The following is a 21,204-nucleotide window of genomic DNA, read 5'->3' as shown; positions in this document are numbered from 1 at the left end:
GTTTTTTTGCCCGATTTGCTGGACGAACAGGGGCGCCGCCCGCACCGGTCGGAGCGCTTCCCACGTTCACCCACCCCATTTAGCTATATCTCGAGTTATCTCGACGAGGTAAGCCTAGGCAACTACGTAATCACACGTATAGGGAGGTCAAAGCGAATTAAAATTCTGAAATATCGTCGCAACCAACTGGATTGAAATGGCTTTTCGCAAAGCGAATTTTTGCGACGAATTGAGGAAATTTCGCCTAATTCAGCTTTGCGCAGCGAATCCGAGGATCTCTGCGGCATTCTCCAGCACGAATGCGACGAAGGCGAGGACAAGGCCGATGCGGAACGAGCGGAAGGCATAGGACAGGTAGCGGTACTTCTTGCGCTGGAGCACCACGCCGTTCTGGTAGATGTCCCGCAGCATCGTGCTCAGCACCCGGCCATCGGTTTCCGCCCGTTGCATGAGGCGGTCGATGAATTCCTCCTGCGGCAGTCCGGTAAAGACCCCGAAGAAGAGAAGATTGTCCAGTTCATCGTCGGACAGCTTGGGCGGAGTCACCTTGGGCGTCACTGCCGCCATGGCGAACAGCGCCGACAGGAAGGCCGAAAGAACGAGGATGAGCAGAGAGACGCGGTAATTGCCGCCGCCGAACGCGCTCACCGACAGGGTGAACACGAGGAAGGTCACGCCCATCAGGATATTCGCCTTGTGATCGGCCATCTGGCTGAGCACGGCATGATTGGTCATCGCAGTGCGCACCATGTGGATGGCGTGCACCGAATAGGTCCTGTCGTCGTAAAGCCCGGCCTGCCTGCGGTCGGGCTCATGCCGGGCAGGCATGTCCGAAGCGGTTCCTTCTGGCTGCACCGTTTCGGACATGCCCACTCCAGTCCTGTTACACCACGCCGAACGCCAGCATGGCATCGGCCACCTTCTTGAACCCGGCGATATTTGCGCCGCGCACATAATCGACATAGCCGCCACCGCGTTCGCCGTAAGTCAGGCAGCGGGAATGGATGCCGGACATGATGTCCTTGAGCATCTGCTGCAATTCGGCCTCGGTCCAGGGACGGCGGCCTGAATTCTGGCTCATTTCGAGGCCCGACACTGCCACGCCGCCGGCATTGGCGGCCTTGCCCGGGGCGAACATGATCTTGGCGTCCTTGAAGACGTGCACCGCTTCGAGGTCGGAGGGCATGTTCGCACCTTCCGAAACGGCGATGCAGCCATTGGCGACGAGCGCGCGGGCATCCGCGCCGTTGAGTTCGTTCTGCGTCGCGCAGGGCAGCGCAACATCGCAGGCGACGTTCCACGGCGTCTTGCCCTCGTGATACGATGCACCCTTGAACTCGTCCACGTATTCGCTGATGCGGCCGCGGCGGTGGGTCTTGTGGTGTTTGACCCAGTTGATCTTATCGAGGGTCAGCCCGTCGGGATCGTAGATGAACCCGCCCGAGTCCGAAAGCGTCACCGGCTTGCCGCCCATGTGGACGATCTTCTCCGCCGCATGGGTGGCCACGTTGCCCGAGCCCGAGATCACCGCGATCTTGCCATCGAGATCGAGCCCGCGCGCCGCCAGCATTTCGCCGAGGAAATAGACCGCGCCGTAGCCGGTCGCCTCCGGGCGGATCAGCGAACCGCCATATTCGAGGCCCTTGCCGGTCAGCACCCCGGTGAAGTGGTTGGTGATGCGCTTGTACTGGCCGAACATGTAGCCAATCTCACGCCCGCCCACACCGATATCGCCGGCAGGAACGTCGACGTCGGCGCCGATGTGGCGATAAAGTTCGGTCATGAAGGACTGGCAGAAGCGCATGATCTCGCGCACCGACTTGCCCTTCGGATTGAAATTCGATCCGCCCTTGCCGCCGCCCATCGGCAGGCCGGTCAGCGCATTCTTGAAGGTCTGCTCGAACGCGAGGAACTTCAGGACGCTTTCGTTGACGCTGGGATGGAAGCGCAGGCCGCCCTTGTAGGGACCGATGGCATTGTTGTTCTGGACGCGCCAGCCGCGCTGGACGCGGATGTTGCCATTGTCGTCTTCCCAGCAGACACGGAAGGAGACGACGCGGTCCGGCTCTGCAATGCGCCGCAGGATCTGCTGTTCGTGATACTGTTCCTTGTCGGCGATAAATTCGAAGATGTCTTCCGCAACTTCCTGCACGGCCTGAACGAACTCGGGCTGGTAGGGATTACGGCGCTTCACGCCTTCCATAAACGCGTTGAAATCAACGTGGTCGGTGACGGCCATGATTAATCTCCCTTTACTATCTTCAGTACTTCCAGCGTCGTTCGCGCAGTTCTGTTGCACGAGAATACGACTGCGGATCAAGGCCGTACAGGGCTAAAGTGGACAAGTCGTTGATTTGGGAATTACCGAAGCAATGGTCGAGAACGCAGCCAAGCGACGGCCCGACGATCACGCATTTCGGCGATGGCAAGACTGTTCGAGAGAGGAGACTTGGCCCCGCCCCGCACAGGAGCCCGCACCTGCGCAGGATCGCCCGCTATTCCTTGGCAGGCTTGGCCGCCGTCTTGGCAGCGGCCGATTTGGGCTTGGCCGTCCGCTTGGCCTTGGGCTTGGCCGGTGCCGCAGCCTCGGGTTCACTGCTGCGGGCGATCTTCTCCAGCTCCTTTTCCGGGGAGACGAATACGTCTTCGCCCTTGGCCTTGCGACCGATCGAGTACTTGTAGATCGCGTAAGCGCCGGCGCCGCCAACGGCCCACTTGAGTAGTTTCACGGAGCGTCCCCTCGTTACCTGAACCAGCATTGCCGCCCGGCCCGGATGCGTCCGGACAGGGCCGTCACCGCCAATTGGTAGTCGATGGGCGCGCGATTGCAACGCAAGAGCGCGCGGGCACGCCCCCGAAAAAAGTCGGGCGGCTCAGCCTTCAGCCACCCATTCGCGCCGCAATGCCGGGCCTGCGAGCGCCATGAGCGTGGCGGCGATCAGGTAGAGGACAAGGCCGAAGAGCATCGAATAGCGCAGCGATTCCTCGCCATAGACCGGCGCCAGTGCCGTGGAGAGAGCGCCCAGCGCATAGATGCCGCCGCCCAGTCCGATCAGGTTGTTGATCAGCAGGAACAGTGCCGATGCCGTCGCCCGCGCGGGCGGATCGACGAGGTGCTGGATCGCGGACGTCACCGGCCCGAGCCAGATATAGGCCAGGGCCTGTGGGACGAGGAACAGCAGGAAGGCGAGCGGTACGCTCGAAGTCCAGATGCCGCCGGCGAACAGGGGAACGGCGGCCACGAATGCCATCGCCGGCACCCAGGCATAGAAGGCGCGGTTGGCGCGGCCGAGACGGTCGGCCAGAAGTCCGCCCGACAACACGCCCACGCTTCCGCCCAGCAGCAGGACCGCGCCGATGAACCACGACGTCTCGACCAGATCGAGATGGAAGCTGCGCTGCAGCAGGCTGGGCAACCAGAAGGCAAGGCCGTAGCCCAGCATCGAACTGGAGGCAGCGCCGAACGAGAGCAGCCAGAAGCCTCGCTTGCGGGCGAGCAAGGCAGCAATGGCGAGGAACCGGATGCCCTCCCCCGCCGCGGGAGAAGCCGAAGCGGCGGCCTTGGGACGGTCGCGCACGACGAACTTGAACAGCGGCGCAATCAGCAGCCCGGCGATGCCGACGACGAGGAAGGCCGCGCGCCAGTCCACTTTCGCCGCGACGTATCCGCCGGCCAGCACGCCGGTTGCCGATCCCAGCGGAATGCCGAGCGAATAGACCGAGAGCGCGATGGCCCTGCGTTCGCTGGGGAAGTGATCGCCGATCACCGCATAGGACGGGGCGACCCCGCCTGCCTCCCCGACGCCGACGCCAAGCCGGGCAAGGAAGATGTGCCAGAAGCCCTGCGCCGCGCCGCAGACCGCGGTGAACAGGCTCCAGACCACCAGCGATCCGGTAATCACCCAGGACCGGCTCGTGCGGTCTGCCAGCCACGCCAGCGGCACGCCCAGCGTCGAATAGAGGATGGCGAAGGCCAGCCCGCCGAGCATCCCCATCTGCGCATCGTCGAGGCCGAGATCGGCCTGGATCGGCGCGGCGAGGATCGCGAGAATCTGGCGGTCGACGAAGTTGAACACATAGACCAGCAGCAGCATCGCCAGAACGAGATTGGGCGAAGCCGGTCGCCGGGTCGCTGTGCTGGTCATCTCAGTTCACGTGCTCCTGGCAGAAGGACCTGATCGCTGGCAGAACCGCAGGCTCATCAAGGATCGGGGCATGGCCGACGCGCGGCACTTCCACGGCGGCATAGGCCCCCTTGTGACGACTGGCCATCTCCTCGACCGTGGCTTTCGACAGGAGATCGGACAGCGCGCCGCGAATGACGAGTACCGGTTTCTCGTCGAGCAGGTCCCACAGGGGCCACAGGTCGGGCGGGACGACGGTCGCGCCCTCGTCCGAAAAGCCCTGCGAGATCGCCGGATCGTAAGCGAAGGAGACGGTGCCGTTAGCATTCTCGATACAGGTGCGCCTGGCGAAGGCCATCCAGTCGGCGCTGCCGAAATCGGGGAAGGCAGGCGCATTGATCGCACGGCACCGGGCGGCCGCTTCGGTCCAGGAGGTCATAGCCCCGCGCGGACCGACATAGCTCTTGATGCGATCCAGCCCTTCGTCCTCGAGAACCGGGCCGATATCGTTGAAGACCACGGCCGATGCGAGTTCGGGCCGCAGCGCGTTGATGATGAGCGCCATCAGCCCGCCCATCGAAGTGCCGATCATGCCGACGCGCGCGATGCCAAGACCGTCGAGCAGGGCCAGCATGTCCTGCGCATAGACGTCCGGCCGGTATTGCGAGGGATCGGGGTCCCGGTCGGAGAGGCCGCGTCCGCGCTGGTCGGGCACGATCAGCCGGTAGGTGCCGGCCATGCGCGCGGCGAGCGGCTCGAAGTCTGCGCTGTTGCGGGTCAGGCCATGCATCATCAGCAGGACCGGGGCAGTTTCGCCCGTGGCCGCGGGATAGTCGCGCGCGGCCAGCTCAAGGCGCCCGCAGGCGCTGCGATAGCGGTGGTCGCGGTAGTCCATCGAACAATCCTTTCACCTGCAACGGACCTGGCGGAATTTCGCGGGGGGCGCTCCGTGAGAATGGAGACGAAGATCCCGCCAGGCTGCTGCGCAGTTGCCCCGATCAGAATTCCACTGTCGCGGTGAGGAAGACCTGGCGCGGATTGCCGTAGAAGGCGGTCAGCGTACCTTCGCTGCCGAGCGTCGGGATCGGGTAGCCATTGGTCCCCAGATTGACCGCACCCGTCTCTGCGTTCTGCGAGATGTAGCTGTAGCCCGAGGTGATGTATTCCTTGTCGAGCAAGTTCTTGCCGTGCAGGCCGATGCTCCAGCCGCTGCCCGGCGCCGAGTAGACGAGGCTGGCATCCCACAGGGCATAGCCCTTCTGGTCGAGATAGGGGCTCGGGAACTCGAACTGGTGGGTCTTCGAACGGTAGGAGACCGTCGTCGACACGCTAAGCTCACCCGCACCGACCGGGGTCGCATAGGACAGGGTTCCGCTGGCGGTCCACTTCGGCGTATTCTGGATGTTGCGGTACCGGGCAACATCTACCGTCTGGCCGCCGATCAGCGTCTCGTACTTCTTGAACTTGGCGTCGATGTAGCCGATCGCGGTCGAGAAGTTCAGCCTGTCCCCGGAGGCAACGAGGTCGCGGCCGAGGCGGGCATTGGCCTCCAGTTCCGCGCCCTGCATCCGCGCCTTGCCGGCGTTGGAAACGACGCCGCAGAAGGTCGGCACGCCATTGACGGTGCAGGCGACCGAGCCGGGGATCTGGATGTCGGTGTAATCCATGCGGAAGATTGCGCCGGCAACATAGAGCGCGCCGCCCAGCAGGTTGCCCTTGTAGCCCAACTCGTAGCTGTCGACCGTTTCCGGCTTGAAGCTGAGGTACTGGGCGATCTCGGCATCGCTCAGACTGCCGTTTCCGTCGAGGTCGTTGGCATTCTTGCCGACGCCGCGCGGATCGAAACCACCGCCCTTGAAACCCTTGGAATAGCTGGCGTAGATGTTGTGATCGACGCTCGGCTTGAAGCTCAGGGACACGCGCGGCGTGAACTTCTTGAACTCGTTGCCGCCGCTGAAGTCGGTGTCGGTCGAGAACAGGACCCCCGGATTCTGGAAACCTGCCGAGCCGCCGAGAATGTAGTTCTCCTTGAGAATATTCGCCTTGCGCTTGTCCCAGGTGTAGCGCCCGCCAAGCGACAGGCTGAACTGATCGGTCAGGTCATAAGTGAAGTCGCCGAAGATCGCGTAGGTCTTGGTACTCACGTCGGCCTCGGTATGGCCGGTCAGCATCGGCAGGACATCGGCATAGGTCGTGTAGAGCCGGCTGTCGAAGTAGGTGTCGGCCGTGGCGTCGAGGTAATAGACCCCGACAAGACCCTGCAGCGGGCCGCCATCATCCCATTGCAGCTGGAATTCCTGGCTGACCTGCTCGTTGTGATAGAACGCGGGCACGTCGAGGTCGACGGTCGGCAACGCGTCGAAGTCGATCGGCGATGCGCTGTTGTCCTTGCGCCATGAACTGATCGACTTGAAGGTCAGTGCGTCGGTCAGTTCGGCTGTGGCATTGATGGCAAAGCCATAGGCCTCGACGTCCTGCTTCGGATCGGTCAGGCCGCCGCGCGTGTCGAAGACGTCGGACAGGACCGGCGCACCCGATGCGAAGCCGGGGATCAGACGATGGCCGCCGCGGGCGTTCGACTTGTCGTGGGTGTAGTCGCCGGAAATGCGGATCAGCACCGGCGCACCGTAGCCGCCGATGTCGAGGCTGCCGCGCGCCGCCCAGACGTTCTTGTTGTAATTCTCCGCCCCGGTGGTGAGGTTCTTGCCGAAGCCGTCACGGGTAAGCCGCGCCACCGAACCGCCCACGCGCACGAGGTCGCTTATCGGAGCCGAGACGGTCACCACGCCATCGGCCTGATCGTAAGTGCCGATGGTGCCCTTGACCTTCAGGTAGAAGTCCTGCGGCAACTGCCTGGTCACGTACTTCACCGCGCCGCCGATGGTGTTGCGGCCATAGAGCGTGCCCTGCGGCCCGCGCAGCACTTCGATGCGCTCGACGTCATAGATGTCGAGCACCGCGGCCTGCGGGCGGTTGAGATAGACGTCGTCGAGATAGATGCCCACGCCCTGCTCGAAGCCGGAAACAGGATCCTGCTGGCCGACGCCGCGGATGAAGGCGGAAAGCGTCGAGTTGGTGCCGCGCGAGGGCTCCAGTGTGACGTTGGGGGCGGATTGGGCGATGTCGGTAACATCGATCGCGCCGGACTTTTCAAGCTGGGCGCCGCTGAAGCTGGTGACCGCGATCGGCACGTCGACGAGACGTTCTTCCCGGCGGCGGGCCGTCACGATGATTTCAGCGCCGGTCGTCTCCTGCGCTTCGGCTGCAGCCTGCGCATCCTGAGCGAGAGCCGGAGCGGCCAGCCCCAGCGATCCGGCAAGAGCCAGAGTACTGCAACCGAATGTGAGAAAATGCGCCTTGAGCATCACTTCACCTCCCAATGAACCTTGTCGTTGACGCTATCGATACCGAGAGTTGAATCAGGTTTCAACATTGAAGATTTGCCAATCGCCATTGAAGGGGATAGCTGTGGCATTGTGACCACAGCAGATGCGCCCGAACCCGAGATTTCCGCCGCCTCCGACAAGGCTCCCAGAACCGAGCGGGGACGAAAGACGCTGCGCAAGTTGCTCGACGCCGCGGCGCTCGAATTCGGCGAGCACGGGTTTCACGAGGCATCGATAACGGGAATCACCCGCAGGGCCGGAACGGCGCTGGGCAGTTTCTACACCTACTTCGATTCGAAGGATGAGATCTTCCGCGCGCTCGTCGACGACATGAGCGGCAAAGTGCGCGAGGCGGCCAAGAAGGCCCTGGAGCCGCCCCTTCCCGCGCTCGACCGCGAACGCGCTGCTCTCGGGGCGTTCCTGCACTTCGCACGTGAGCATAAGGAAATCTACCGGATCATAGACGAGTGCGAATTCGTCGATCCCGCCGCCTTCCGCGCGCACTACGAAACGACGGCAGCGCGCATGACCGACAGGCTCAAGGCCGGTATCGCCAGCGGCGAACTGCGCGAGGACCTGGGCGAAGCGCACGCCTGGGCGATCATGGGCATGAACGTCTTCCTCGGCCTGCGCTACATGGTGTGGTCCGACGAAGCCAATCCGGACGAAATGGCGGAACTGGCCTGCTCGATCCTGCGCGAAGGCATCGCCCGTCCCAAGGGCGACTGAGAAGCCCCGCAGCGGTCCCTCGGGGCTTTGTCAGTTACCTGAATTTCCACGTTAACTTTTGCGCTCCCGCAGTCCTTGGGCGGGACAGCGGCGCCATGCCGCTGGCCCTTCACCCTGTTTTGGGCGATCATCGCCGCATCGGTACCGGCAGATTCGTCAAGGACAGGATTACGTGAACGGACGCATTCTCCTCGCTTCGGGCTTCCTCGCCCTGGCCGTCATTGCCGGCGTCCTGATGCTTGCCGCGTCTCCCGACAAACCGCAGCCCGCTTCGCTTGCCGAGGCCCGCGTGGCAGCGGCCAAGGCCGATCCGGCAACGGCCGCCCCTGCCTCCGAAGCCCCCGCCGCACAGGCCGCAACGCCTGTCGCCAAGGCCGACGAGCCTTTCGTGATCAAGCGGATCCTGCCCATCGACGGCCCGATCAAGTACGGCGAATGGCACTGGGACGACGCCAATGTCCCCGACGGTCCGATCGTCGTGACCGTGGACCTCGACGCCCGCGTCCTTTCCGTGTTCCGCAACGGCTACGAGATCGGCGCGACTGCCGTGCTGCTCGGCACCGAGGACAAGCCCACCCCGCTCGGCGTCTTCCCGATCACGCAGAAAGACAAGGACCACGTGTCCAACATCTACACCGGCGCACCGATGCCCTACATGCAGCGGCTGACCAACGACGGCATCACCCTGCACGGCTCCAAGGTCGAGCTGGGCTATGCCAGCCACGGCTGCATCGGCATGCCCGAACCCTTCGCCGCCAAGCTGTTCCGGACCACGAAGCTGGGCGACAAGGTCTACATCACCCGCGGCAAGCAGGTCGGCATGGGTGACAGCCTCGTCGGCGCCTGACCTTCAGGTCCTGCGCCGGGCTGCGCGCACCGGCGCCTTGCTGAAACTCCAGCGCCCGGCATTGGGACGCACGACAAGCTCACCGATCGATGCCGGGCTGCCCTGCACAAGCGTTTCGAACAAGCGCGCCACGGCGCTGCCGCGCGGTTCGGCCCCGTCGAGGTCGCGCACGATCCGGGCGATCACCCGCAGCACGACGGCACGCGGCGCCTGCGGACGGTAGCCCAGCCCCATCGGCTCCTTCTTGACGCAGGAGCGCCATTCGAGTGCCGCCATCCAGTCGAGCGCGGCATCGGCCTCGGCGATGTACTCCGCGCTTTGGGCAATCGCGGAAACGTCCAGCCAATCGGCATCGGCAAGCGCCTTGCGCACCCGTACCCGATCGTACTTGTCGTCCGCATTGCTCGGGTCCTGCGCCGCGGCCACACCGGCCTCGGCAACCACTTCGGCCAGCTCCACGCGCCGCCAGCCGAGCAGCGGACGCATTAGCGCAATGTCGGTATCGGGCACCTGCCCCCGCCCGCGCGTGCCTGCCAATCCGGCAACCCCGCTCGCCCGGTTAAGGCGCATCAGCAGCGTTTCGGCCTGATCGTCGGCATGGTGGGCAGTAACCAGCGCCGCCAGCTGCCGCGCCTCGATCCATTCGGCAAGCGCGGCATAGCGCGCGGTCCGCGCCTCGGCCTGGACATTGCCGGGGGCCACCTCTACCCGCAGGGTTTCGTGCGGCACGCTCAGGCGCGCGCATAGCACGGCGACGTCCGCTGCTTCCCGCGCGCTTTCGGGCCGCAGGCCGTGATCGACGGTTGCCGCCTCGACACGGCCCGGCAGCGCGGCAGCGGCCAGCAGGAGCAGCGCCGTACTGTCAGGCCCCCCGGAAACCGCAACCGCCAGCCGGGCCGGCTCGGCATCGATCGCCTCGGGCCAGAGCGCGGCCAGACCCTCACGGAACCGGACGACGCGCGCCTCTTGCGGGATCAGCCTCGCGGCCGAGGGGTCAGCTGCAGGAGAGCCCATTGCGCGTGGCGTCGTACAGGCTCTTGAGGCGACCAGCCGCTTCGGCCGCATAGGTCTGGCTGAATTCGGCCAGTGCGATGCAGGCGCGCTTGTTGTCCTTGAGCTGCTTCATCGAGACCGCGAGGTAGAGCAGGCTGTCCGGCGCGCGCTCGCCGTTCTTGTCGGCCTGGTAGTTCTGGACGAACCACTTGGCCGCCTCCAGGGGATTGCCATCGTCGAGATAGGCGCGGCCCAGAAGATTGCGCCCCCAACTTGCACGGCTGCTCTTCGGGTACTTTTCGAGAAACAGCTTCAGCTGCTGCGCAGCCTCGGGATAGAACTTGGCGTCCCAGAGACGGTAGCCGTAGCTGTACTCATCGTCGGCCGGATCGTCCGTCTGCGGCTTGACGATGGCCTGCACCGCCTGGAGGCGCGATGCGGACGGCACCGCCGCCGGGGTCGGCTTGGCCGTTACCGGGGTTCGGTTAAGCGAGGAAGGCTGATTGGCGACGCCGACGCCGCTCGTCGCGGAGAGGTTGGCGGCAGGCGCGCTTGTTGCGGGCGCCGAAGTCGCCGCCAGCGAAGCCGCACCCGAACCGGCCGCGACCGGCGCGTCGGCAGCCAGCTTCGCTTCCAACTGGTTCAGGCGATTGGTGTTCTGCTCAACCTGCGCGGTCAGGCGGCTCATCTGCGCCTCTACCGCATCCATGCGGCCGAGCAGGTCCGTCACCGGGGTGCTGGTGGGAACTTGCGGTCCGGTCGATGCCGTCGGTGCGGGCGTGGAAATTTGCGGCTCGAAGAACTTGCCGTCGCCGCCCGGGAAAACCTTGCGCTGCAAGGCGCGGACCTCGGCCTCGACCTTCTTGAGACGGCCTTCCGTGGAATCCTGCGCCAGGGCCGGCACCGCCCCGCAAACCAGCAGGGTCGCAACGGCCGAGGTCGCCAGCAGGCGTCCGCTCATGAACCGCATCCCTCGCCCAGCCCGAAGTGAACCAATCATCGCCAAATCTACTCCAAGTCGGGGCCCACCGCCCCATCACCATTGCCCCCAATGGCATCGCAACATGGCCAGCGCCGTCGGAACCGGCAATTAACCATGCGCGACGCGCGGGATGTTTGCAGAAAGTGGCCCCTTGTGTCGAGGCGGCCTTACTCGGAAACCGTGGAAACCACCTGATCCGAAGGCCGCGAACTGGGCGTCGGCGAAGGCGTCGGGAGTGGCGTGGCAGCGGCCGTCGGCTTCGATTGCGGCACGGTCGTGGCCGCGGCAACGCTGGGCTTCGGGCGCACGGTGGCCGATGCCGTTGCCGTCGGGCGCGTCCCGGCAGGCCGCGGCGATGCCAGTGGGGCGGACGAACGTGATGCCGTAACCGGCGTCGGACTGGGCGTCGGCAAGGTTCCGGGACGATCCGCCATCGCCGAGGGCACAGGAGCGCGCGTCGGCGTAACGATCGTGCGCGGCGACGGAGCCGCCGCAGGCGCAGCCTGCGGCGCCGGTGCATTCCCACCGCCAGCACCGCGTGCAAGTATGTCGGCAGCAGCCAGCGAAACGCCGGAAACCAGTGTCGGCTTGTCGGCGATCTCGGGCACGGCCTGACCGCCGACAGTCAGTTGCAGCGCGTCCGGGCGGGCGGTGCGCAGTTCGGGGCCGTTTGCGTCCTGAGGCACCGTCCAGCTTTCGCCGAGCGCCATTTCCTTTTGAAGAAGCTGCTTGCCATCGGCGTCGGTCACCTTGACCCAGACCTTGTCGGCCGTGGCGGTCATCACAACCGGCCCCCGGTTCGCCGCCACCGCACCGGGCGCAGCCGTCGGGCGAGGCGCCGGCGCCTTGCTGGCCGTGGCCACCGGCTTGTCGGCGATCAGGTCGGGCAAAGTACCTTCCGGCGACAGGAAGCTGCCCCAGAAAGCCAGCAGCAGGCCAACCACCACGACAACGCCGCCAGCCGCGATCCAGGCCATGCGTACCGGCGGAACGCGAGCCGGATCGCCGGGCTCGAAGCTCGGTTCGACCAGTTCGGAGCGCAGGTGATCTTCCCCGTGAAGCTGTTCGCGCACCTGATCGGCGATTTCCGATTCGCTGATGCCAAGGGCGCGAGCATAGGCGCGCGAGAACCCGACAGCATAAGTGCGCGCCGCCAGATCATTGAAGCGATCTTCTTCGATGGCGATGAGATGGCGTTCGGCAATCTTGGTTTGCGTGGCGATATCGGCACGGGTCAGCCCGGCAGCCTCACGCGCCTTGCGCAGCCTGTTGCCTGCAGTCGTCGGCGAAACTGCCGCTCCATTGCTTTCGACGTCTTCCATTCCGCTCCCGAAGGGACATGAGGTGATAAGGCCCCGATCCGGACCGACCCAAGCCGGACGAGTCCCCGAAGTCAATCAGAAGGCAGGTTTCTGATTCAAGGGCATGCGGTGGATCGTGCCTGACCGGCGACGGATATCCTCTGCTCGCGTCAGAGTTATGTCAATCCACGAGAATTTCGCGTTCCGCCGCCCAGCCAGCCAACGTCGCGCGCATGTTCTCCGGCGGGTTGGCGAGCCACCCCTCCATGGCCGCGCTGATCTCCGAGATATCGACCTTGCCGATGATTTCCTTGATCGGACCGACCGACGCGGGGGTGATCGACAGGCGCCTGATGCCCAGGCCGAGCAGCGCGAGTGCTTCCAGCCGTCGGCCGCCCATCTCCCCGCAAACACCGACATCGACATCCTGTCCTTCGACGTTGCGCAGAACCCGGCGCAGGAAGCGCAGGATCGCAGGGCTCAGCCAGTCGTAGCGCTCGGCCAGCTTGGGGTTCGAACGGTCCGCCGCGAACAGGAACTGGGTCAGGTCGTTGGTGCCGATCGACAGGAACGAGATCTTCGGCGCCAGCAGGTCGAGTTGCTCGGCAAGCGCAGGCACCTCGAGCATGACGCCGTAGCGGATCGCTTCGGGCAGGACTTTCTTCTGCGTCTTGAGGTAGGCAAGCTGGCTGTCGAACACCGCCTTGGCGGCATCGAACTCCCAAGGTTCGGCGACCATCGGGAACATGACGTTGAGCGTGCGTCCACCGGCAGCCTCCAGCAAGGCACGGGCCTGCGCCTTGAGCAGGCCGTCGCGCTCCAGCGCAACGCGCAGCGCGCGCCAGCCCATCGCCGGGTTCTCTTCGCCTTCGCCGTCGTCGTGGCGCAAGTAGGGCAAGGTCTTGTCGCCGCCGATATCGACCGTGCGGAACATCACCGGCTTGTCCCCCGCCGCATCAAGGACGTCGCGATAGAGGCGGGTCTGGCGTTCACGCTGCGGCAGCGTGGCAGAGACGAGGAACTGGAATTCGGTGCGAAACAGACCGATGCCGTCAGCGCCGGTAAGGCTCAGATTGGTGATGTCCTCGCGAAGGCCGGCGTTGATCATCACCTTGATCCGCTCTCCGTCGCGCGAGACCGGTTGCACTTCGCGCAGCGCCGCATAGACGGCCTGGCGTTCGCGGGTCTTGGCGAAGCGGGCTTCGAAGGCCTCGATCATGCCGGCGGCGGGCCGGACCGTCGCCGTCGCCTGGTCGGCATCGAGCAGCAGCAGGTCGCCTTCCCGCACGACGCCGCGCATTCCGCGCACGCGCCCGAGCACCGGCACGCCCATGGCGCGCGCGACGATCACGACGTGGCTGGTAAGCGAACCTTCCTCGAGGATAACGCCCTTGAGGCGCCGCCGGTCGTATTCCAGCAGCTCGGCCGGGCCGAGATTGCGCGCAATCAGGATCGCATCGGCACGCAGGCCCATCGAGGCCGCCGTGCCCATCTGGCCCGAGACGATCCGCAGCAGGCGGTTCGCCAGGTCCTCCAGATCGTGCATGCGGTCTGCCAGAAGCGGGTCGTCGATCTGGCGCATGCGCATGCGGGTACGCTGCTGCACGCGCTCGATCGCCGCCTCGGCGGTCAGGCCGGAATCGATCGCCTCGTTGATCCGGCGAGTCCAGCCTTCGTCATAGGCGAACATGCGGTAGGTCTCGAGAACCTCCTCATGCTCTCCGCCCACGCCGAATTCCGCCTGGCTCGCCATGCGGTCGATCTGCTCGCGCATCTTCTCGAAGGCGAGGATGACGCGCTGGCGCTCGGCCTCGGTGTCTTCTGCGACGACATGTTCGATCGTCACGCGCGGCTGGTGATAGACGGCCGTGCCCGACGCCAGTCCCTTGACCAGGGTCAGGCCATGAAGCTGTTCCGGACCGTTGCTGGCCGCATCGAAGGAATGGGTGTCCACTTCGTCGATGAGGTCTGCATTGGTGATGAGCTCGGAGAGCACCATCGCCACCGTCTGCAGGGCCTCGATCTCGACTTCCTCGTAGCGGCGCGGATCGACGTGCTGCACGCACAGCACGCCAACCGCACGTTCGCGCCGCACGATCGGCACACCCGCGAAGGAATGGAACTTCTCTTCCCCCGTTTCCGGGCGATAGGAGAAGTCGGGGTGCGCTGTCGCTTCGGCGAGGTTAAGCGTCTCGATATTGTCGGCAATCGTGCCGACGAGACCCTCACCCACCGCCATTCGCGTGACGTGGACGGCCTCCTGGGCCAGGCCCCGCGTTGCGAAGAGTTCCAGCATCCCCTCACGCAGGAGGTAGATCGAGCAGACCTCGCTATCGAGGCACTCGCCTATCACTTCCACCACGTTGTTCAGCTTGGCCTGCGCATTGCTGCGCGAAGCCATGACCTCGTGGAGGCGGGTGAGAATGTTTCGTGCTGCTTCAACGGCTCCGCTGGTCATGCCCTGAGAACTACCCCAATCGGAGCGCTTTGGGAACGGAGCGGGACCGTGAAATCAGGTTAATTCGGAACTTATCTCCGCTACGCGGGCAATCGCGCGCTTAACAGCGGGCGATTTCTTCCTTGAGTCTGAGCTTTCGCTTCTTGAGGGACTGGATCAACGCATTATCAGGCAGCGGCCGCGTCATCTCGTCGTGGAGCCGGCGTTCGATCCCGGCATGCTTGAGTTGAAGGGCGCTGACGTGCGAACTATCCATGGACGGTTCTCCTCTAGAAGGGCCGGATCCGAGCCGAGCTCCCGAATTGGCGACTCGACTCCTCTCGGATGCGGCGCAAAGTCATCCAAACATATTCAGGCCACCTTGCGAAGAGTATGATTGATTCATATTCGGTGAATCGCATGGTCGCTGCGTCGAGCGGGCCAGCAGCCAAACCAGCGTTCCGGCCACAAGCCGCGCAAAGTTATGAGGAATTCCGGCGTGACCGAAGAGGAAATGCGCAAGCGCCTAGAACTCCTGAGGATCGAGCATCGCGATCTCGACGCTGCCATTGACGCACTCAATGCCTCGGGCTCGACCGATCAGTTGCAGATTGCCAGGCTGAAGAAGCGCAAACTCATCCTGAAGGATCAGATCGCGCAGATCGAGGATTACCTAATCCCGGACATAATCGCCTGATTCGGCAGGTTTCTGCGACACACAGCAGCTTTTCGGTTAACATTCCTAAACCATGAAGCGTCCCACGCAGGGACAGTCCCGAATCGGGCCGTGGATTCCTGCAAAGTCGCTGTTGCCCGCGATTCGACCTTCATAAATATCGAACGCAATGTCCGAACCAGTGACCATGAATCCGCGCATCGTCGAAGCGCTCTATTGCGAGGCTCTCACGCTTTCGGACGAAGTGCGCCATGCCTTCACGCTGTCCGGCCAGCTGGAGCGGGCCGGACACGACGAGGATGTCGCGCGCGTGGCCCTCTCGAGCGAGGGCCTACGCACGACGACCCGGATGATGCACGCGATCGCCTGGCTTCTCAATCACCGGGCCTTCTTCATGGGTGAGATCACCGAGTACCAATTGCGCCGCCACGGGCGCCTCTCGTCCGACATGCGCCGGTCCGATCCGCAGCAGCTGGCCCTGCTCGAACCCGAAACAGCCTCACTGGTGCAGGCGACGCGTCGCTTCTACGAACGCCTGCTGTGGCTGGATCGCAACTGGCGCCTGAGCGAAAGCCCCGAGCCGAGCGCGATCGAGCGGCTGCGCGAGCGCATCGAGCAGCGGCTGGCCGGCTGATCGCGCACACGCCGGCGGGTCGACAACTCGACAGCGCGGCAATCAGGGGCCATATCGCCCCCCATGACCGACCCAAGCGCCATTGCCGCCCCTTATGCCGAAGCCGAGCAGGTCGGCCCGCTCGTGCGGCGTGTCCTGGCGCGAAACCCTTCGCCTTTCACCTACACCGGCACGCAGACCTACCTTGTTGGCGCCGCTGGCGACGTGGCGGTGATCGATCCGGGCCCTGACGAGGCCGAACACATCGACGCGATCCTGGCCGCGACCGGGAACGCACGCATCGCTGCGATCATGTGCACGCACACCCACCGGGATCATTCGCCCGCGGCTGCCCCGCTCGCGGCGCGGACCGGCGCACCGATCATCGGCTGCGCCCCGCTTACGCTGGAAGACGACGGACCGCGCGCGGACGCGGCTTTCGACTCTCACTATCGCCCGGACCGCGTCCTGGCCGACGGCGAAGCGGTAGCGGGCGACGGCTGGACGCTCACGGCCATCGCCACGCCCGGCCACACTTCCAACCACTTGTGCTACGCGCTGCCCGAAACCGGCGCGCTGTTTACCGGCGATCACGTGATGGGCTGGTCGACCAGCGTGGTCGCACCACCGGACGGCGACATGTCCGACTACATGGAAAGCCTCGCCCTGCTCTACCGGCGCGAGCAGGACACGGTCTATTACCCGGCTCACGGCCCTGCGGTGGAGAAGCCGCGCCAGCTCGTGCGCGGGATGATCGGCCACCGCCGCCAGCGCGAGAAGCAGATCCTTCGCCAGCTGGAAGCAGGCCGCCACCGGATCGGCGACATGATTCCGCACATGTACAAAGGCGTGGACGAGCGCCTCTGGCCCGCTGCAGGTCGTTCGGTCCATGCGCATCTGATTGATCTGGAAAGAAGAGATCTGGTCACGAGCGCAGACCACGAATGGTCCTTGCGCGCTTGACTTACCTGCGACTGGAAGCCTGACAGGCAATACTGTATTTCCTTGCGCCAAAGACAAAAGTCTCGGGGGAATACATGGCAAGCATTGCAGACGAACGCAGCGGGGCACTGACGTTCTGGCAGAAGATGGCAATCGGTATTGCCGCCTTCATTCTTTTCGGCTTCTTGCAGTGGACGGCGCGCGGCTTCGTCGACATCGCGCGCGTGCCCGTCTGGATCCACATCCATGCGCTGGTGATGGTCAGCTGGCTCGGCCTGTTCATCTACCAGCCGACATTGATCAAGCGCGGCGATCCGGCGCGACACCGCCGGTTCGGCCGGATCGGCATGGCGTTGGCTGCGCTGATCGTGATCCTCGGCAGTTTCGCCTCGATCATGACGATCCGCACCGACCATGTACCGCCGTTCTTCACCCCTGCCTATTTCCTGGCCTTGAATCACGTCGGCCTGGCCCTGTTCGCCGCGATGCTCGTCGCCGCGATCGTGAACCGACACGACACGCAAATGCACCGCCGCCTCATCGTCGGTGCCAACGTACTGCTGATGGAGCCTGCCTATGGACGCATGCTGCCGATGCCGCTGCTTGCGCCCTGGGGCGAAACGGTTGGCATGCTCATCCAGCTCGGCACTCTGGCGATCGTGGCGCGGCACGACAGGGCGACGCTGGGCAGCGTCCACCGCGCAACGCTGATCGCGATTGGCGTGGTCGCGGCGAACCACGCGCTCTACGAAGCTATGGGCCGCACATCGCTCATGGCAGAGCTTGCGGCACGCATCACCGGGGGCGGTTAACGCATTTTCCCCTTGGGGCGCGGGCGTTCCGTCCCTAGATAGGGCCCGCAACCGGTGCAAAACTGGCACAGGAACCAGAGGGAAAGCCTACCATGACCGTAATGCCCGCCGATCTGTCCGGCGTCGACGTTCGCGCCGAGATCGAGCGACTGCGCAAGGAACGCAACGCCGTCATCCTCGCCCACTACTACCAGAAGCCCGAAATCCAGGACCTGGCGGACTACGTGGGCGACAGCCTGGAGCTGAGCCGCAAGGCTGCGGCGACCGATGCCGATGTCATCGCCTTCTGCGGCGTGAAGTTCATGGCCGACACCGCCAAGATCCTGAGCCCGGAAAAGATCGTCGTCCTGCCCGACCTCGAAGCCGGCTGCAGCCTCGAGGATTCGTGCCCGCCCGAAAAGTTCAAGGCTTTCCGCGAAGCTCACCCGGATCACATCGCGCTGACCTACATCAACTGTTCGACCGAGGTGAAGGCGCTGTCCGACATCATCGTCACCAGCTCCAGCGCCGAAACGATCCTGCAGCAGATCCCGAAGGACCAGAAGATCATCTTCGGCCCCGACCGGCACCTGGGCGGCTATCTCAGCCGCAAGTTCAATCGCGAAATGCTGCTTTGGCCGGGCGTGTGCATCGTCCACGAGGCCTTCAGCGAGACCGAACTGCTCAAGCTCAAGGCACAGCACCCGGGCGCACCGATCGCTGCCCACCCGGAATGCCCGCCGCACATCATCGATCATTCCGACTACATCGGCTCGACCAGCGGCATCCTCAAGTTCGCACAGGAATTCGAGGGCGATACCCTGATCGTCGCCACCGAGCCGCACATCATCCACCAGATGGAAAAGGCGCTGCCGGGCAAGACCTTCATCGGCGCCCCCGGTGCCGACGGCAACTGCGCCTGCAACATCTGCCCCTACATGGCGCTCAACACCATGGAAAAGCTCTACCTCGCCCTGCGTGACCTTCAGCCGCGCGTGGAGATCGAGGAAAGCGTGCGCGTCGCCGCGAAGAAGAGCCTGGACCGGATGCTGGAAATGGCTTCAGGTGCCGTTGGCAAGGGAGACCTCGGGGCTCGCTGAGTTCCCGGGTCCGAGTGAACGCACGGCCTTCGACACAAGCTCAGCCCGAGCTTGTCGGAGGCTCCGCGCCATACCAACCCCGATCAGCCCCGAGAAAGCTGGAACACCGCGTGTTCGGCGCGGAAGTTCGCCGCTGCCGAGCTGCACTGGGTGTCACCGGAAAGGAACCAGCAGCCTTCCACGGTGATCCCGCGCTCCTTCACCAGCGCGCGGAAATCGTCGACGGTGAGGTGGTGGATGTTCGGCGTTTCGTACCAAGCGACCGGCAGCAGCCGGGTCACCGGCATGCGCCCGCCCCACAGCAGCGAGAGGCGCACGCGCCAGTGGGCGAAGTTGGGGAAGCTGACGAAGGCGCGGCGCCCGATGCGCAGCAGTTCTTCCAGCACCATGTCGGGGCGCATCGTCGTCTGCAGCGTCTGCGAGAGGATCGCGTAGTCGACCGATTTGTCGGGATAGAAGGCGAGGTCCCTGTCGGCATCGCCCTGGATCACCGAAAGCCCCTTGGCCACGCACTTTCCCACGTTCGCCGGATCCAGTTCCATGCCGCGCGCATCGCACTGCTTCTCGTCGCGCAGGGCTTGCATCAACGTACCGTCGCCGCAGCCGACGTCGAGCACACGAGATCCCGGCGCGACATTGGCGGCGATCACCGCAAGATCGGGGCGCAGCAGGCTCATCAATCCTGATCCGGTAGCGCGGCGAAGGGGCCGGAGAGGTTTTCCATCTGCCAGTCGGGCCGCACGAGCGGGGTGAAGCCCAGCTTTGCGTAGACGCCATGTGCGTCCTTGGTGGCAAGAGCGAAGCGGCGGACCCCGGCGTAGTCGGGATGCGCGAGGAACCAGCGCACCAGTTCGGTGCCGAGGCCTTGCCCGCGCGCGCGCTCGTCCACCCAGACGTCGGCCAGCCACGCGAAGCTGGCACGGTCGGAGATGACGCGCGCGAAGCCCACCTGCCCGCCGTCCGCACGATAGGCCCCGAGGCAGTGTGAGCCCGCGATCTGGCGCTCCACCTGTTCGCGCGCAATGCCCGGCGTCCAGTAACTCGAGGCGAGCCAGCCGTGGATGCGCGCGATGTCCAGCCGCGAGGTGTCGTCGCTGTATTCGATGGCGGGCATTCTAGCGGCCTTCTCCGAGGAATCCTTCGACGACGCGGTCGAGCGCGGGCACGTCGAGCAGGAACGAGTCGTGCCCGAACGGGGCGGACAGTTCGACGAAGCTCACCGGCAGGCCGGCCGCATTGAGCGCGTGGACCACGTTGCGCGATTCGGACGTGGGATAGAGCCAGTCGGTATCGAAACTGACGAGGCAGAAGCGCGCTTTCGAGCGGGCGAACGCCTTGGCCAGCATCCCGCCATGCTCCTCGGCAAGGTCGAAGTAGTCCATCGCGCGGGTAATGTAGAGGTAGGAATTGGCGTCGAACCGGTCGGTGAAGGACAGGCCCTGATAACGCAGGTAGGATTCGACCTGGAAATCGGCATCGAAGCCGAAGGTCTTCTCACTGCGGTCCTGCAGGCGGCGACCGAACTTCTCGGTCAGACCGGCTTCCGACAGATACGTGATATGCGCGGCCATGCGCGCGACCGAGAGGCCTTTTTCCGGCCCCTTCCCGCCGTTCTCCTTGGCCTCGTAATAAGCACCCTCGCGCCAGTCCGGATCGGCCATGATCGCCTGGCGCCCCACTTCATGGAAGGCGATGTTCTGCGCCGAATGGCGCGCGGTCGAGGCGATGACCAGCGCCGCGCGCGCGCGTTCGGAGAAGCTCGCCGCCAGCGAAAGCGCCTGCATCCCGCCCATCGATCCGCCGACGACAGCATAGAGACTGTCAATCCCCAGCGCATCGAGCAGGGCGATATGGCCGCGCACCATGTCGCGGATGGTGATGACCGGAAACCGCATGCCATAGGGCTTGCCGTCCGGAGCCAGGCTTGCCGGTCCGGTCGAGCCCATGCACGAGCCGATCACATTGGCGCAGATGATGAAGAAGCGATCCGTGTCGATCGGCTTGCCCGGCCCGACCATGCGCACCCACCACCCCGGCTTGCCGGTCTTGGGGTGATCGGACATGACATACTGATCGCCGGTCAGGGCGTGGCAGATGAGGATCGCGTTGTCCCGGGCCTCGTTGAGGGTTCCGTGCGTCTCGTAAGCGATACGCACGCCTTCGAGGCTCTGCCCGCCATCGAGCGGGAGAGGCTGCGCCAGTTCAAGGACTTTGCTCGTTTCTGTGTCGCGGGCCGTGGCCATAATGAACCGCCAAGTGGGGGACGTCCCGGCAACTGTCAAT

The 21,204-nt window shown here is 64.7% G+C and carries 21 protein-coding genes; 7 read left to right on the top strand and 14 right to left on the bottom strand.

Going from position 1 to position 21,204, the window contains the following annotated elements; translation table 11 throughout:
- Window positions 1-249: 249 nt before the first annotated feature.
- The 6 genes from B5483_RS17700 to B5483_RS17675 all read right to left on the bottom strand — a co-directional run bounded on the left by B5483_RS17700 (window position 250) and on the right by B5483_RS17675 (window position 7,489).
- Window positions 250-867, bottom strand: coding sequence for a Pycsar system effector family protein (locus B5483_RS17700; protein ID WP_054946140.1), 618 nt, complete (start codon window positions 865-867; stop codon window positions 250-252).
- A gap of 16 nt (window positions 868-883) precedes the next feature.
- A complete protein-coding gene (gene gdhA / locus B5483_RS17695) occupies window positions 884-2,239 on the bottom strand; it encodes an NADP-specific glutamate dehydrogenase (RefSeq protein WP_054946139.1) in 1,356 nt (451 codons plus the stop codon).
- A gap of 256 nt (window positions 2,240-2,495) precedes the next feature.
- Complete coding sequence (locus tag B5483_RS17690) at window positions 2,496-2,729, bottom strand: hypothetical protein (protein ID WP_079731334.1); 234 nt, start codon at window positions 2,727-2,729, stop codon at window positions 2,496-2,498.
- 144 nt (window positions 2,730-2,873) lie between these two features.
- Entirely contained in the window at window positions 2,874-4,145 is a 1,272-nt protein-coding gene (locus B5483_RS17685) for a spinster family MFS transporter (protein ID WP_079731333.1), read from the bottom strand.
- A 1-nt stretch (window position 4,146) separates the two neighbouring features.
- Window positions 4,147-5,019, bottom strand: coding sequence for an alpha/beta fold hydrolase (locus tag B5483_RS17680; RefSeq protein ID WP_054946136.1), 873 nt, complete (start codon window positions 5,017-5,019; stop codon window positions 4,147-4,149).
- 103 nt (window positions 5,020-5,122) lie between these two features.
- Window positions 5,123-7,489 (bottom strand): TonB-dependent receptor, encoded by a 2,367-nt coding sequence (locus B5483_RS17675; protein WP_054946135.1) that lies wholly within the window; start codon window positions 7,487-7,489, stop codon window positions 5,123-5,125.
- A gap of 111 nt (window positions 7,490-7,600) precedes the next feature.
- Here B5483_RS17675 and B5483_RS17670 point away from each other — a divergent pair, with 111 nt between their 5' ends.
- Together B5483_RS17670 and B5483_RS17665 are read left to right on the top strand one after the other, a co-directional pair.
- Window positions 7,601-8,239 (top strand): TetR/AcrR family transcriptional regulator, encoded by a 639-nt coding sequence (locus B5483_RS17670; RefSeq protein ID WP_079731332.1) that lies wholly within the window; start codon window positions 7,601-7,603, stop codon window positions 8,237-8,239.
- Between the two features lie 172 nt (window positions 8,240-8,411).
- Entirely contained in the window at window positions 8,412-9,086 is a 675-nt protein-coding gene (locus B5483_RS17665) for a L,D-transpeptidase family protein (RefSeq protein WP_079731331.1), read from the top strand.
- Window positions 9,087-9,089: 3 nt separating this feature from the next.
- Here B5483_RS17665 and tilS read toward each other — a convergent pair whose 3' ends face one another.
- The 5 genes from tilS to B5483_RS17640 form a co-directional block, all read right to left on the bottom strand.
- Complete coding sequence (gene tilS / locus B5483_RS17660) at window positions 9,090-10,100, bottom strand: tRNA lysidine(34) synthetase TilS (protein WP_079731330.1); 1,011 nt, start codon at window positions 10,098-10,100, stop codon at window positions 9,090-9,092.
- Window positions 10,081-11,040 (bottom strand): tetratricopeptide repeat protein, encoded by a 960-nt coding sequence (locus tag B5483_RS17655; RefSeq protein ID WP_079731375.1) that lies wholly within the window; start codon window positions 11,038-11,040, stop codon window positions 10,081-10,083. Before B5483_RS17655 ends, tilS begins: the two co-directional genes overlap by 20 nt.
- 188 nt (window positions 11,041-11,228) lie before the next feature.
- On the bottom strand, window positions 11,229-12,383 hold the full coding sequence (locus B5483_RS17650; protein WP_079731329.1) for a helix-turn-helix domain-containing protein: 1,155 nt from the start codon (window positions 12,381-12,383) through the stop codon (window positions 11,229-11,231).
- A 160-nt stretch (window positions 12,384-12,543) separates the two neighbouring features.
- Entirely contained in the window at window positions 12,544-14,820 is a 2,277-nt protein-coding gene (gene ptsP / locus B5483_RS17645; protein ID WP_054946130.1) for a phosphoenolpyruvate--protein phosphotransferase, read from the bottom strand.
- Window positions 14,821-14,920: 100 nt separating this feature from the next.
- Window positions 14,921-15,076: a YdcH family protein gene (locus tag B5483_RS17640; protein ID WP_079731327.1), complete on the bottom strand. Its 156-nt coding sequence runs from the start codon at window positions 15,074-15,076 to the stop codon at window positions 14,921-14,923.
- A 222-nt stretch (window positions 15,077-15,298) separates the two neighbouring features.
- On the opposite strand from B5483_RS17640, the gene B5483_RS17635 reads away from it, so the two are divergent.
- The 5 genes from B5483_RS17635 to nadA all read left to right on the top strand — a co-directional run bounded on the left by B5483_RS17635 (window position 15,299) and on the right by nadA (window position 18,921).
- Window positions 15,299-15,496, top strand: a complete 198-nt coding sequence (locus B5483_RS17635) for a YdcH family protein (RefSeq protein ID WP_176168093.1) — start codon at window positions 15,299-15,301, stop codon at window positions 15,494-15,496.
- A 148-nt stretch (window positions 15,497-15,644) separates the two neighbouring features.
- On the top strand, window positions 15,645-16,109 hold the full coding sequence (locus tag B5483_RS17630; protein ID WP_054946128.1) for a DUF1465 family protein: 465 nt from the start codon (window positions 15,645-15,647) through the stop codon (window positions 16,107-16,109).
- A 63-nt stretch (window positions 16,110-16,172) separates the two neighbouring features.
- Window positions 16,173-17,051 carry an MBL fold metallo-hydrolase gene (locus B5483_RS17625; RefSeq protein WP_079731326.1) on the top strand — a complete coding sequence of 293 codons (879 nt, stop codon included), beginning with the start codon at window positions 16,173-16,175 and terminating at the stop codon, window positions 17,049-17,051.
- Between the two features lie 74 nt (window positions 17,052-17,125).
- Entirely contained in the window at window positions 17,126-17,842 is a 717-nt protein-coding gene (locus tag B5483_RS17620) for a hypothetical protein (RefSeq protein ID WP_079731324.1), read from the top strand.
- Between the two features lie 92 nt (window positions 17,843-17,934).
- Window positions 17,935-18,921 (top strand): quinolinate synthase NadA, encoded by a 987-nt coding sequence (gene nadA, locus B5483_RS17615; RefSeq protein ID WP_054946125.1) that lies wholly within the window; start codon window positions 17,935-17,937, stop codon window positions 18,919-18,921.
- Between the two features lie 83 nt (window positions 18,922-19,004).
- On the opposite strand, the gene metW is transcribed toward nadA, so the two are convergent.
- The 3 genes from metW to metX are packed head-to-tail and all read right to left on the bottom strand — an operon-like array spanning window position 19,005 to window position 21,164.
- Window positions 19,005-19,598 (bottom strand): methionine biosynthesis protein MetW, encoded by a 594-nt coding sequence (gene metW, locus B5483_RS17610; protein ID WP_054946124.1) that lies wholly within the window; start codon window positions 19,596-19,598, stop codon window positions 19,005-19,007.
- On the bottom strand, window positions 19,598-20,035 hold the full coding sequence (locus B5483_RS17605; RefSeq protein ID WP_054946123.1) for a GNAT family N-acetyltransferase: 438 nt from the start codon (window positions 20,033-20,035) through the stop codon (window positions 19,598-19,600). The genes metW and B5483_RS17605 overlap by 1 nt, the downstream gene beginning before the upstream one ends.
- A 1-nt stretch (window position 20,036) precedes the next feature.
- Window positions 20,037-21,164 carry a homoserine O-acetyltransferase MetX gene (gene metX / locus B5483_RS17600; protein WP_079731323.1) on the bottom strand — a complete coding sequence of 376 codons (1,128 nt, stop codon included), beginning with the start codon at window positions 21,162-21,164 and terminating at the stop codon, window positions 20,037-20,039.
- Window positions 21,165-21,204 lie beyond the last annotated feature (40 nt).

The organism is Novosphingobium mathurense (genome assembly GCF_900168325.1).
In the GTDB taxonomy this organism is placed as follows: Bacteria; Pseudomonadota; Alphaproteobacteria; order Sphingomonadales; family Sphingomonadaceae; genus Novosphingobium; species Novosphingobium mathurense.
This window is presented reverse-complemented; position numbering and strand designations above follow the sequence as displayed.

What these genes read in the sequence shown, in the direction of transcription:
- B5483_RS17655 (WP_079731375.1), bottom strand. Translation starts at nt 11,040, where the DNA reads ATGAGCGGACGCCTGCTGGCGACCTCGGCCGTTGCGACCCTGCTGGTT.
- tilS (WP_079731330.1), bottom strand. Translation starts at nt 10,100, where the DNA reads ATGGGCTCTCCTGCAGCTGACCCCTCGGCCGCGAGGCTGATCCCGCAA.
- B5483_RS17685 (WP_079731333.1), bottom strand. Translation starts at nt 4,145, where the DNA reads ATGACCAGCACAGCGACCCGGCGACCGGCTTCGCCCAATCTCGTTCTG.
- B5483_RS17625 (WP_079731326.1), top strand. Translation starts at nt 16,173, where the DNA reads ATGACCGACCCAAGCGCCATTGCCGCCCCTTATGCCGAAGCCGAGCAG.
- B5483_RS17650 (WP_079731329.1), bottom strand. Translation starts at nt 12,383, where the DNA reads ATGGAAGACGTCGAAAGCAATGGAGCGGCAGTTTCGCCGACGACTGCA.
- B5483_RS17675 (WP_054946135.1), bottom strand. Translation starts at nt 7,489, where the DNA reads ATGCTCAAGGCGCATTTTCTCACATTCGGTTGCAGTACTCTGGCTCTT.
- B5483_RS17620 (WP_079731324.1), top strand. Translation starts at nt 17,126, where the DNA reads ATGGCAAGCATTGCAGACGAACGCAGCGGGGCACTGACGTTCTGGCAG.
- nadA (WP_054946125.1), top strand. Translation starts at nt 17,935, where the DNA reads ATGACCGTAATGCCCGCCGATCTGTCCGGCGTCGACGTTCGCGCCGAG.
- gdhA (WP_054946139.1), bottom strand. Translation starts at nt 2,239, where the DNA reads ATGGCCGTCACCGACCACGTTGATTTCAACGCGTTTATGGAAGGCGTG.
- B5483_RS17700 (WP_054946140.1), bottom strand. Translation starts at nt 867, where the DNA reads ATGTCCGAAACGGTGCAGCCAGAAGGAACCGCTTCGGACATGCCTGCC.
- B5483_RS17640 (WP_079731327.1), bottom strand. Translation starts at nt 15,076, where the DNA reads ATGGATAGTTCGCACGTCAGCGCCCTTCAACTCAAGCATGCCGGGATC.
- B5483_RS17680 (WP_054946136.1), bottom strand. Translation starts at nt 5,019, where the DNA reads ATGGACTACCGCGACCACCGCTATCGCAGCGCCTGCGGGCGCCTTGAG.
- ptsP (WP_054946130.1), bottom strand. Translation starts at nt 14,820, where the DNA reads ATGACCAGCGGAGCCGTTGAAGCAGCACGAAACATTCTCACCCGCCTC.
- metX (WP_079731323.1), bottom strand. Translation starts at nt 21,164, where the DNA reads ATGGCCACGGCCCGCGACACAGAAACGAGCAAAGTCCTTGAACTGGCG.
- metW (WP_054946124.1), bottom strand. Translation starts at nt 19,598, where the DNA reads ATGAGCCTGCTGCGCCCCGATCTTGCGGTGATCGCCGCCAATGTCGCG.
- B5483_RS17630 (WP_054946128.1), top strand. Translation starts at nt 15,645, where the DNA reads ATGTCCGAACCAGTGACCATGAATCCGCGCATCGTCGAAGCGCTCTAT.
- B5483_RS17605 (WP_054946123.1), bottom strand. Translation starts at nt 20,035, where the DNA reads ATGCCCGCCATCGAATACAGCGACGACACCTCGCGGCTGGACATCGCG.